Source organism: Sphingomonas sp. AC449, assembly GCF_979253475.1.
The window spans coordinates 261412-274286 of the sequence record NZ_CEEDCZ010000003.1; the positions used below are offsets into that span (position 1 = coordinate 261412).

At 66.0% G+C, this 12875-nt stretch carries 7 protein-coding genes; 6 read left to right on the forward strand and 1 reads right to left on the reverse strand.

All coding sequences use genetic code 11. The annotated features are described in order from the left end of the window. Positions 1-9 precede the first annotated feature (9 nt). On the reverse strand, positions 10-2370 hold the full coding sequence (locus AC0CH3_RS07815; RefSeq protein ID WP_465237745.1) for a glycoside hydrolase family 3 N-terminal domain-containing protein: 2361 nt from the start codon (positions 2368-2370) through the stop codon (positions 10-12). A gap of 164 nt (positions 2371-2534) precedes the next feature. Between AC0CH3_RS07815 and AC0CH3_RS07820 the strand changes: the two genes are divergently transcribed. From AC0CH3_RS07820 to AC0CH3_RS07845, 6 genes are all read left to right on the forward strand, one after another. Beyond that, positions 2535-4682 (forward strand): alpha-glucuronidase family glycosyl hydrolase, encoded by a 2148-nt coding sequence (locus AC0CH3_RS07820; RefSeq protein ID WP_354300050.1) that lies wholly within the window; start codon positions 2535-2537, stop codon positions 4680-4682. After that, complete coding sequence (locus AC0CH3_RS07825; protein ID WP_354300052.1) at positions 4679-6049, forward strand: SGNH/GDSL hydrolase family protein; 1371 nt, start codon at positions 4679-4681, stop codon at positions 6047-6049. Before AC0CH3_RS07820 ends, AC0CH3_RS07825 begins: the two co-directional genes overlap by 4 nt. Positions 6050-6164: 115 nt before the next feature. Continuing rightward, positions 6165-7286: a glycoside hydrolase family 43 protein gene (locus AC0CH3_RS07830; protein WP_354300053.1), complete on the forward strand. Its 1122-nt coding sequence runs from the start codon at positions 6165-6167 to the stop codon at positions 7284-7286. Positions 7287-7761: 475 nt separating this feature from the next. Then, on the forward strand, positions 7762-10971 hold the full coding sequence (locus tag AC0CH3_RS07835) for a TonB-dependent receptor (protein ID WP_465237746.1): 3210 nt from the start codon (positions 7762-7764) through the stop codon (positions 10969-10971). Positions 10972-11098: 127 nt separating this feature from the next. After that, positions 11099-11836 (forward strand): SapC family protein, encoded by a 738-nt coding sequence (locus tag AC0CH3_RS07840; RefSeq protein WP_354300057.1) that lies wholly within the window; start codon positions 11099-11101, stop codon positions 11834-11836. After that, positions 11836-12873 (forward strand): cupin-like domain-containing protein, encoded by a 1038-nt coding sequence (locus AC0CH3_RS07845; RefSeq protein WP_354300058.1) that lies wholly within the window; start codon positions 11836-11838, stop codon positions 12871-12873. Before AC0CH3_RS07840 ends, AC0CH3_RS07845 begins: the two co-directional genes overlap by 1 nt. The last annotated feature ends 2 nt before the right edge of the window (positions 12874-12875 follow it).

The following is a 12875-nucleotide window of genomic DNA, read 5'->3' on the forward strand; positions in this document are numbered from 1 at the left end:
TGCAGACCTTCAGACGATTTCGAGAACGGCGGTCTTGAGGTGCGCGGAATCGGCACCGACCATGATGTCGAACAGCCCCGGCTCGACGACTTCGCGCATCGCGATGTCGAAGAACCGGAACGCATCGGCGTTCAGCGTGAAGCTGAGCGTGCGTCGCTCGCCGGCGGCCAGCGTGACGCGCTCGAAACCCTTGAGCTCGAGGATCGGGCGGGCGACCGACGAGACCTGGTCGCGGACATAGAGCTGGACGACCTCGTCGCCGGCGCGTGCACCGACATTGGCGACCTCGACCGCGACCGTAACCGAGCCGGCGATCCCGATCCGCGGCGCCGACAGACGCGGCGCGCCGATCTCGAAGCGGGTGTAGCTGAGCCCGAAGCCGAACGGGAACAGCGGCGCGGTGGTGTCGAACAGATAGCCGCGGCGGGCGGACGGCTTGGCGTTGTAGAACACCGGCAGCTGGCCGACGCTCCGCGCCACCGTCACCGGCAGCTTCGCGCCGGGATTGACGTCGCCGAACAGCACGTCGGCGATCGCGGTGCCGCCCTCCTGCCCCGCATACCAGCATTCGAGAAACGCGTTCGCGCTCTCGACCGCGGCGGGCCAGGACGGGGGGCGCCCGTTGATCGCGACCACGATCACCGGCTTTCCCGTCGCCTTCATCGCGGCGACAAGCGCATTCTGTTCGCCGAGCAGGTCGAGGCTCGTGCGGTCCCCAAGGTGATTGCGCGCATAGCCTTCGCGGCTGGTCTGCTCGGTATCCCCCACCGCGACGAGGATGAGGTCTGCGCTCGTCGCGACGGCGACCGCCTCGTCGATCAGCTGCCGGTTCTTCGCCGGATCCGCGAGCAGCACTTCGTTGGCGGAGCGGTCCTCGCTCTGCGTGATGAAGACGCCCTGCGCATGGACGACCTCGGCCTTGCCTTTCAGCCGCGCACGCACGCCCTCGAGCAGCGACACCGTCGCCTTCGGGATCGACGAATAGCCGCCAAGCCGGCCGACGGCGGCATTCGGACCGATGACCGCGACGCGCTTGTACGCGCCCGCGGTCAGCGGAAGGATGCCGTCGTTGACGAGCAGCGTGATCGAACGATGCGCCGCCTCGAGCGCCAGCGCGCGCGCCTCGGCATTGCCCGTCAGCCGCGCCGCGGCCTTGGGATCAACCGTCGCGCGCTCGAACATCCCCGAGCGGATCTTCATCGTCAGCATCCGGCGGCACGCGGCATCGACCGCAGCGAGCGAGACCTTGCCCGCGCGAACCTGATCCGCGAGCGAGCGATAGGCCAGCCCGTCCGGAAGATCCGAATCGACCCCCGCGGCGAGTGCGAGCCGAGCGGCCGCGTCGCGATCCGCCGCGATGTGATGCAGCGATGCGAGTTCGCCGATCGCCGCATAATCGCTGACCACCGCCCCGTCGAAGCCCCATTCACCGCGCAGCACGTCCTGCAGCAGCCAAGTGTTCGCATGGCTCGGCACGCCATCGATCTCGTTGTACGACGGCATGACCGCACCCACCCCGGTACGCGTGACGACCGCACGAAACGGCGGGAAGAAGAAGTCGCGCAGTTCGCGTTCGGCGAGCGGCGCAGGCGCGACGTTTTCACCGCTTTCGGGCTGGCCGTGCCCGGTCATGTGCTTCAGCGTCGCGAACACCTTGTCGGGGGCCAGCGTCTTGCTCTCGCCCTGCAGCCCGATCACCGCGGCGACGCCCATCTCGCCGCACAGATACGGGTCTTCGCCGAACGTTTCCTCGATCCGGCCCCAGCGCGGATCGCGCGCGATGTCGACGACCGGGCTCAGCGCGAGGACGGTGCCGTGCGCGCGGACTTCGCGCGCGATCACCGCATTGACCCGCCGCACCAGCTTGCGGTCGAAACTGCCCGCCAGCGCGATGGCCTGCGGAAAGCTGGTCGCCTCGGGGGCCATGAAGCCGTGCAGCGCCTCCTCGTGGAACAGGATGGGGATGCCGAGCCGCGAGCGTGTCGTCGCCCAAAGCTGCGCGGCGTTGACGAACGCGATCGTGTCGGCCGGTGCACGCCACCGGCCCGTGACGTCGTTGCCCGTGTTGGTCAGCGTCGCCGCGCCGCCACGGTCGGAGGGACGTGCGATCTGGCCGATGCCGTTCGGATACGCGGTGTCCGCGCGCGCCGGGTCGAACCGGAGCGCGGCGTCCATCACGTCCTTCTTGGTCGTCGACAAGGTGATGAGCTGCGCGACCTTTTCGTCGAGCGTCATGCGCGCCATCAGGTCCTGGACGCGCAGGTCGACCGGCGCCCTCGGGTCGCGGTAGACCAGCCGCTCCGCGGTTGCCGCCAACGCGACTCCGGGGGTCAGTGCGGCGGCGGACGCTGAGCCCAGCCATCGCAACACAGCCCGCCTATTGGTGGGTATCGCGCCAGTCTTGTCGCCAAACAACCGTCTTCTCCTGTCTCTAAACGCGGCATTGCTGTCGACACCGTCGTCGTGATAGCGATAACAATGTCCGACAAACCATTCCGTTGTCAATGCGGAGCCGGTCGGCGGGAGAGGAAAGAATGAGGCTGATTGGTTGGCTTGGGTTTACCGTTGCCGCGCTTGTTGCCGGCACGACCGCGGCGCAGGCCGAGGATGGATATGACCTCTGGATGCGCTATCGCGCGCTGTCGCCCGCCAAGGCGGCGACGCTGCATCGCGACGCGCAGGCGGTCGAGATCCGCGGCGACAGCGCGACGCTTCGGGCCGCCGCCGACGAGCTGCGCCGCGGGCTGACGGGCCTGACGGGTGCCGCCTCGCTGCAGGGTAGCAGCACGACCGCGATCCTGCTCGCGACCGCGTCCGACCGCGACGTCGCGACGCTCAGACTGCCGGTGGCGTCGCTCGGGGACGAGGGGTATGTCGTGCGCGCCGTATCGATCGGCGGCCGACGTGTGACGCTGGTCACCGCGAACACCGATCGGGGCGTGCTGTACGGCAGCTTCGCGCTGCTGCGGCATCTCCAGACCGGCGGGACGCTGGCAGGCGTCGCGCTGTCCTCGGCACCGCGCGTCAAGTTGCGCGTGCTCAATCACTGGGACAATCTCGATGGCGTCGTCGAGCGCGGCTATGCGGGGCAGTCCTTGTGGGACTGGTGGACGCTCCCCGACTTCAAGGATCCGCGCTACACCGATTACGCACGCGCGAATGCGTCGATCGGGATCAACGGGACGGTCCTGAACAACGTCAACGCCAAGCCCGAAAGCCTGTCGCCCCGCTATATCGCGAAGGCCGCGGCGCTGGCCGACGTCTTCCGCCCCTATGGGATCAAGGTCTATCTGTCGGCGCGCTTTTCGGCACCGATCGAGCTTGGCGGGCTGAAGACGGCCGATCCGCTCGATCCGCAGGTGGCAGCGTGGTGGAAGGCCAAGGCCGACGAGATCTATCGTGCGATCCCCGATTTCGGCGGGTTCCTCGTCAAGGCCAACAGCGAGGGACAGCCGGGCCCGCGCGACTATCACCGCAGCCATGCGGACGGCGCCAACATGCTCGCCGCCGCCGTGGCACCGCATGACGGCATCGTAATGTGGCGCGCGTTCGTCTACGCCGAAACCGATCCCGACGATCGCGCGAAACAGGCCTATACCGAGTTCAAGCCGCTCGACGGCAGGTTCGCCAAGAACGTCATCGTCCAGGTCAAGAACGGCGCGATCGATTTCCAGCCGCGCGAGCCGTTCCATCCGCTGTTCGGCGCGATGCCCAGGACGCCGCTGATGATCGAATTCCAGACGACGAAGGAATATCTCGGTTTCGCGACCCACCTCGCCTATCTCGGACCGATGTTCGCCGAGACGCTGGCGAGCGACACGATGGCCAAGGGCAAGGGATCGACCGTCGCGCGCGTGGTCGACGGATCGCTCGAGGGGCATGCGCTGACCGGCATGGCGGGCGTCGCCAATATCGGCCGCGATCGCGACTGGGCCGGTTCGCCGTTCAACCAGGCGAACTGGTACGCGTTCGGACGCATGGCCTGGGATCCGACGATCGGCGCCGAGCCCGTCGCGCGCGAATGGGCGGCGATGACCTTTGGCGCCTCGCCCGCGGTCGTCGGTCCGGTGACCGCGATGATGATGGGATCGCGCGAGGCGGTCGTCGACTATATGACGCCGCTGGGTCTCGCGCATGTGATGGCGACGGGGCATCATTACGGCCCCGGCCCCTGGGTCGCCGAGCTGAAGCGTCCCGAGTGGAACCCGGTCTATTATCACCGCGCCGACAAGGCCGGGATCGGGTTCGACCGGACCAGGACGGGCAGCAACGCGGTTGCGCAATATGCCCCGTCGGTCGCACGCGGCTTAGCGGATCCGGCGACCACGCCCGAACGCGACCTGCTGTGGTTCCACCATGTCGCCTGGGACCGGCCGATGGCGTCCGGGCGGACGCTCTGGGCAGAGATGGTGCATGATTACGACCGCGGCGTCGGCTATGTCGGCGGCATGCGGCGGCAATGGAACGGGCTTCGGAGCGAGATCGATGCGGAGCGCTGGACGAAGACCGATCGCTTCCTCGCGATCCAGGAGCAGGAGGCGCGCTGGTGGCGCGATGCGTCGCTGAGCTACTGGATGTCGGTCAACGGCCTCGCACTGCCCGCGGGTGCCGCACCGCCTGCGCATGACCTTGCGTGGTACAAGGCGCAGAGCTTCCCCTATGCGCCGGGCAACCCGCAATGACCCGCGATCGCATCGCATCCGCCAGCGGACGCGCCACGACGCCGTGGATCGCAACAGCGCTGCTCGCCACCGCATTGGCGTCGACCGGACTTTCCACCGGCGCCGATGCCCGGAACCCCGCACAGCCACCCGCCGTGCGTTCGGCAGCCGCGCAACCGTCCGAGCCTCGCTGGATCACGACCTGGGGCACGTCGCAACTCGTTCCGGAAGGCGAGAACGCGCTCCCCGCCGACCGCGCGAGCGACGTCACGCTGCGCCAGATCGTACGGGTGTCGGCGGGTGGCGACGTGATCCGCGTCCGGTTGTCCAACGTCTTCGGCACACGACCACTGCCCATCGGCGCCGCTCACCTTGCACACGCAGCCGCCCCGGGAACGCCGCGTATCGAGGGCGGCATCTCCCTCAGCTTCGCGGGGCGGCCGGACACGGTGATCCCCGCAAGTGCGGAGCTCTATTCGGATCCCGTCACGCTGCACGTCGCGGCGGGCGCGGACGTCGCGGTCAGCCTGTACCTGCCTGAAGCGCCCACGCCGCAGACCGGGCATCCCGGCGCGCGGGCAACCAGCTTCACGCTTCGCGGTGCGCATGCGACGGATGTCGCGCTTGCCGGAGCAAAGCCGACGACGCGCTGGTACGCGCTCTCGGATATCGAGGTCATGGCGCCCGTCGCACCAGGCAACAGTTCGGGCACGATCGTCGCGATCGGCGACTCGATCACCGACGGCTATGGCGTGCTGCCCGAGCGCAATTCGCGGTGGACCGACGTGCTGGCGGTACGGCTTCGCGCCAGCCCGGCGACCCGCGCGATCGGCGTCCTCAATGCAGGGATTGGCGGCAACCGTATCCTGCTCGACGGGCTCGGGCCCAATCTGCTCGCGCGGTTCGATCGCGACGTGATTGCGCGAAGCGGCGTTCGCTGGGCGATCGTGCTCGAGGGGATCAACGATCTCGGCACGCTCACCCGCGACGCGCCCGCGACCACGGTACAGCACCGCGCGCTCGTCGCGCAGATCGTCGCTGGCTACACCCAGATCGTCACCCGCGCGCACGCGCATGGCATCAAGGTCATCGGCGGCACCGTCATGCCGTTCGGCGGCAACGACTATTATCACCCTGGCGCCGAGAACGAGGCCGATCGTCAGGCGGTCAACCACTTCATCCGGACGTCTGGCCTGTTCGACGCGGTGATCGATTTCGATGCACTGATGCGTGATCCTGCGCATCCGGACCGGCTGGCCAAAGCCTATGATTCGGGCGATCATCTTCACCCGTCCGAGGCCGGCTACCGTGCGATGGGCGAGGCGATACCCCTGGCGCTGTTCACGCCCGCAGCGTCCGGCGCCAAACGCCGTATCCGCCGTCGCTGACGCATCAGACCTATCTTGCCGCAGCCGGCGGTTTGAGTATGGTAGCGCTATCCAATGCACAAATTCTCGACAGATCTCGATAGAAGATCGTATTCCTAGGAAGGATCCAAAGCCCATGACCGTCCGTAGACTGACGCTTTTCGCGACCATGTTTCCCGTCCTGCTCGCCGGCGGTCTGGCGATCGCCCAGACGGGCAAGGCGCCTCCGGTCGCCGCCAAGGCCAACGCCGGCGGCGAAGCGCGGAGTCCCGATGGCAGGCGCTATCTGGCGCAGCCGCTGGTGACCAAGATCTTCGCGGCCGACCCGTCGGCGCATGTCTTCAATGGCAAGATCTACGTCTATCCGAGCCACGACATCGATTCGGGGATCCCCGACGATGATCTCGGCAGTCAATATGCGATGCGCGACTACCGTGTGCTCAGCATGGACCGTCCCGGCGGCCCCGTGACGATCCACCCCGTCGGCATCGATGTCGGACAGATCCCCTGGGCGTCGAAGCAGACCTGGGCGCCGGATGCCGCGTACAAGAACGGGACCTATTACCTCTACATGCCTGCGCGCGACAAGCAGGGCGTGTTCCGCATCGGCGTCGCGACGTCGAAGTCGCCGACCGGCCCGTTCAAGGCCGAGCCGCTGCCCATCCGCGGCAGCTTCTCGATCGATCCCGCGGTATTCAGCGACACGAATGGCGAAAGCTATATGTATTTCGGCGGCATCTGGGGCGGGCAGCTGCAGCGCTGGGCCAATGGTCGCTTCGACGCCAATGCGGGCGACACCGACCTGAAGCAGGACGACAAGCCCGCCCTCGCCCCCAAGGTCGCGCGGATGTCCGCGGACATGAAGCAGTTCGCCGAGGCCCCCCGCGACGTCCAGATCGTCGACGAGGCGGGCAAGCCGATCCTCGGCGGTGACCACGAGCGACGGTTCTTCGAAGCGTCATGGCTGTTCAAGCGCGGCGGCAAATATTATTTCACCTATTCGACGGGCGACACGCATTTCCTCGCCTATGCGATCGGCGACAATCCGTATGGCCCGTTCCGCTATACCGGGCATATCATGACGCCGGTCCAGGGCTGGACGACGCACCACTCGATCATCGAGTTCAAGAACCGCTGGTGGCTGTTCTATCACGACACGCAGTTGTCGAACCGCAATAACCTGCGCTCGGCCAAGATGACCGAGATGACGTTCCGTCCCGACGGGACGATCAACCCGATCGACCCGTTCAAGGATTGAGCGCGCGCCACCGCCCTGACCGGCGGTGGCGGTCCCATTCGTGATGCCGACAGGCGACGCTGTGTCCGATTACCGGGCGCGGCGTTGCTTTGCCTATGCTGCACGGAGCGGATGGGAACGGCCGCGAGCGGTTTGAATCCGCGCCACGTCGCGCGATGCGATCAAGCAAGTCGAAGCATATTAAAGTAATTGTTTATATCATTCAGTCAGTCCGGAGGGCGACGGCGCGAATCGCCGATCCGCTGAAGTGATGGTAAGAACTGACACCCTATTTATTGCATCGCAACATCGGTTTTCGCTGCATCGCCACGCCGACATTATTGTCACGTATCAAGAAGATCGTGTTTTGCCGCAGTATTCACGTCATCGGCGGCGAGATTCCCGTTGACACGCCGTGCCGCTATGTTAGCCCTAACACACCAAGCCGATCAGAGCTTGTCGATACCAGTGCTACGCCGCTGATGGGGAGAGAATGATGAGGGGTTCTGCAGTGTTGAAGGTGCTCGCGCGCTCGAGTTCGGTTGCGGCTGTCGCCGTGTGCCTGATCCATCCGGCCGCCGGCATGGCGCAGACGGCGCTGGCCACCGAAGCAGGATCGCCTGCAAGCACCGCCCAGCCGGCCAATCCCCCCGCTGGAACCGGAACCGTCGTCGCGCAGGAGCCCGTCCAGGCGCAACAGTCGCAGGGCGACGACTCCGAAATCGTCATCACCGGGATCCGCGCCAGCCTTGGCCGCGCGATCGACATCAAGCGGAATTCGGCGGGCGTCGTCGACGCGATCTCGGCCGAAGATATCGGCAAGTTCCCCGACACCAACCTCGCCGAGTCGTTGCAGCGTGTCACCGGCGTGTCGATCAGCCGCGCGAACGGCGAAGGGTCGCAGGTTGCCGTTCGTGGCTTTAGCGGCGGCTTCAACCTCGTCACGCTGAACGGCCGGCAGCTTCCGGCGACGAGTATCGACACGAGCACCGGCAACGCGTTCGCGACCGGCACGGGTCGCTCGTTCGACTTCCAGAACCTCGCATCCGAGGGTGTCGCCACGCTCGAGGTCTACAAGACCGGACGCGCCAACATTCCGTCGGGCGGCATCGGTGCGGCGATCAACGTCGTCACCCGCCGACCGCTGTCGGCAAACGAGAGCGGCCTTTCGGGGTCGATCGGTGCCAAGGCACTCTATGATACCTCGATCGACAAGGCCGAGAGCGATCCCAGCAAGGTCACGCCTGAACTGTCCGGGCTGATCAACTACAAGAACCCGAACGAGACCTTCGGCGTCAACGTCTTCGGCAGCTATCAGCTGCGCAATTCCGCGTCGGTCCAGTCCAACCCCAATTACTGGAACATCGTGCCGCTGGCCGATTTCCTCAACACCGCGGGCGCGTATATCCGGCCGACGACGACGATCACCAATCGTCCGACGACCCCCTATGTGCAGATCCCCAACGACAGCCGCTATCAGTTCTCGGAAAACCGCCGCGAGCGCCTGAACGGTCAGGCCAACATCCAGTTCAAGCCGAGCGACCGTTTCGAGATCTCGATCGACGGCATGTATGCGCGCAACAAGCTGAGCGAAGAGCGTAGCGAGCAGACCAACTGGTTCCAGCGGCCGTTCACCGAAGTCACCTTCGACGACAACAAGCAGATGCAGAGCGCGGTCATCCTCGCCGAAGCGATCCAGGCCGACAAGGGCTACGAGCAGCAAAGGTTCGCGACCAAGACCGAACTCTATTCGGTCGGCGGCAATGTGAAGTGGGACTTCACCGACAATCTGCGGCTGACACTCGACGCCAACCACGCCAAGTCGACGACCAATCCGGACAATTCGAACGGAACCTCGGCGACGACGATCTCGATCGGCGCCCCGGTACGCTCCTCGCACAAGGTCGACTTCACCACCGGCTTCCCGCAGCAGTCCGAGACGATCAACGATTGCCGTGCGACCAACGGCAACCGCGGCGGCAACTGCAACAACATCCTTGATGTCGGTGATCTGGGCAGCCAGGTCGCGCGACGGATCACGTCGACCCAGAAAGCACGGATCAATCAGTTCGGCGGCGACGTCGCCTGGGACCTCGGCGGGGGCAGCAAGTTCAACGTCGGTGGCAACTATATCGACGCGAACATGCGCTCGACCACGGTCAACAGCATCCAGACGCTAGGCGACTGGGGCATTACAGACACCGGCCGCGTCGAGGAGCTCGCCGGCGATCTCGTCGACACCTTCTGCCTCACCTGCAAGTTCGACAAGTACGACCCGAAGTCGACGGGGTCCGCGCTGGTCGCATTCCGCGCCAACGCGGTCGATCTGCTCGACGTCTTCGAGCCTTTCTATGCCGCGCGCGGCAATGCGGTCTCGCCAAGCCCGTCCGCGGACGATCGCGTCGGCGAGAAGACGTGGGCGACCTATGGTCAGATGACCTGGGCCGGCGAACTCGGCGGACGTCGCGCCAACGCGCTGATTGGTGTGCGGTACGAAAAGACACGGGTCACGTCGATCGGCATCCAGTCGGTCCCGAGCGGGATCCGCTGGTCGCAGGACAATGACTTTGCGGTCGATGGCGGACCGCCCAGCGGCGCCGTCACGGTGAAGGCGAGCTACGACAATCTGCTGCCGTCGCTCGATTTCAACATCGAACCGATCGACAACGTCATGGCGCGCGCCTCGTTCAGCCGAACGCTCGCCCGTCCCGACTACGGCAATCTGTTCGCCTCCGTCAGTGCAGGGGCACCCAACCGTCCGACCGCGCTTGGTGCCGCGCCCGCCGGCGCAAACCGCCAGGATCCGGCGCTGTTGCCGCTGGTTTCGGACAATTTCGACGTATCGCTCGAATGGTATTACAAGCCGACGAGTTTCGTGTCGGTCGGTTTCTTCAACAAGGACGTGCGCAACTTCATCGGCAACCAGGTGACCAGCGGCAATCTGTTCGGGCTGCGTGACCCCGGTTCAGGGGCGGCCGGTTCACGGTCGGGCATCGCGCTCGACTATCTCAGGACCAACGGCCTGCCGCTCAGCGACATCAACCTGTTCTCCTATACCGCGTTGCTGACGCAGAATAATGGTAACCAGGCGGCAGCGTCCGCCGCGTTCCAGCGCAACATCGATCCCGCGACGGGCGGCCTGAGCACGCAGTTCGTCGTCGATCTGGCAAATTCGGTCGATATCGTGGCCGATGCCAATGATCCCTTGTTTAACTTCGCGATCAGCGGGCCGGTCAACAACCGCGAGGGCAACATTCACGGGTTCGAGGTCGCCTGGACCAACTTCTTCGGCCAGACGGGCTTCGGCTTTGCGGTGTCGTACACCAAGGTCAATGGCGACGTGAACGTCGACCCCTATGCCGATCCCAACGTCAACATCTTCGCGTTGACCGGCCTGGGCGACAGCGCCAACCTGACCGCGATCTACGACAAGGACGGACTCTCGGCGCGCGTCTCGTACAACTGGCGCGACAAATATCTGTCGGGCACGAACCAGGGCGGCAACCGCAACCCGCTGTTCACCGCGGCGTTCGGGACGCTCGATGCGAGCATAAGCTACGACATCGCGAAGAGCTTCTCGATCTCGCTCGAGGCGGTCAACCTGACGAGCGAACCCTTCCGCCAATATGCCCGCACCGAGACCAACCTCGTCTATGTGCAGGAACTCAAGCCGCGCTTCTATCTCGGCGCGCGGTACCGCTTCTGATCACCGGCCGGCGTGTGCCTCGGCGCACGCCGGCCGAAGGAAGGGCCGCAGCACCGTGCCGCGGCCTTTTCCTGTTGTCCGCCGCCCCCTGGCTGATAGACCCGGACGGAAAATGGGACCGGAGCGGATGAACCCCGTACAGATCAACAATATCGACCACGCGGATCTGCGCGTCAGCCCGCGCGCCGGTGCCGCGTTCAACGACGCGGCCAATCAGGCGCTGGTCTTCCCCGCCGAATTCGAGGAACTGCAACGCGAATTCGCGATCGTCTTCCGCCGCCGCGACGAGGGCCTCCAGGCCTATGCGCTGCTGGGGCTCGACCGCGACGAGAATCTCTTCCTCGCCGACGACGCCTGGACGAGCCGCTACGTCCCCGCGAGTCATCGGCGCGGGCCCTTTTCGATCGGCATGGTCCGCTCCACGCACGACGGTGTCGGCGCAGGTGACGGTGTCGGGGAGGCGATGCTCCACGTCGATCTCGACGATCCTCGCGTCGGTGACGAAACGGGTCTGCCGCTGTTTCTCGAGCATGGTGGCAATACGCCGTATCTCGATCATGTCACCGGCGTGTTGCGTTTGCTCTACGAGGGGATGGAGACCGCGCCGGCCGCCTTCACCGCGCTCGACGAGGCCGGCCTGCTCGCGCCGGTCACGCTCACCATCGATGTCAGTGACGAGCGTCGCTACACCGTGCCCGACGTGCTCGTCGTCGACCTCGAGCAGCTCGCGACGCTGAGCGGTGCGCCGCTCGAGCACCTCCACCGCTCGGGCATCCTGCGGCTCGCCATCCTTGCCGCAGCATCGCTCGGCAACATCCAGCATCTGATCGCGCGCAAGCACCAGCTGCTCGCGCAGATCGGCTGATGACGGTGCCCGCCATCGCCCGCCGGACGCGCGTGATCGAAGGGGCGGACGCGCGGACTCTGCCCGTCGCCGAGTTGATCGCCGAGGGCCGCCCGACGATCCTGCGCGGTCTTGCCCGTGACGTGCCGCTCGTCGCCGCGGCACGCCAGGGTCCCGCCGCGGCGGTCGCCTGGCTCAAGCAGTTCGATGGCGGACAGCCAGTGACGGCCTATATCGGCGACCCCGCGATCGGTGGACGCTTCGGGTACAATGCGGAGTGCACCGCACTCAATTTCGCGCGCGAACGCGGATCGCTGTCCGCCTATCTCGACCAGTTGCTCGCCAGCGTCGACGATGCCGACGCGCCAAGCATCTATATCGGCTCGACCGATATCGACCAGTATCTCCCGGGTCTCAGGGACGAGGCCGTGCTCCCGTTCGGCGATCCCGAACTGCTCGCCCATCCGCCGCTGGTGAGCATCTGGATCGGCAACCGCACGATCGCGTCGGCGCATCACGACATGTCGAACAACATCGCGGTGACGCTCGTCGGGCGGCGGCGGTTCACGCTGTTCCCGCCCGATCAGGTCGCCAATCTCTATCCCGGCCCGCTCGAGCCGACGCCCGCCGGGCAGGTCGTCTCGATGGTTGATTTCGACGCGCCCGACTTCACCCGCCATCCTGGCTTTGCCGACGCGCTCGCTGCGGCCGAGGTGGCGGAGATGGAGCCCGGCGACGCGCTGATCTATCCCGCCTTGTGGTGGCATCAGGTCGAGGCGCTCGATCCGTTCAACGCGATGATCAACTATTGGTGGAACCCGACGCCACGTTTCATGGACACACCGCAGAATACGCTGCTGCACGCGCTGCTCAGCCTGCGCGACCGGCCCGACCATGAGAAGCGCGGTTGGCAGGCGCTGTTCGACTATTATGTCTTCGGCGATGCCGCGCGCGCCGGTGCGCATCTGCCGATGGATGCGCGGGGCGCACTCGCCCCGCTTGACGCGATCGCCGCGCGCCGGCTGCGCGCCACGCTGTTGCAACGTCTCAATCGATGAAG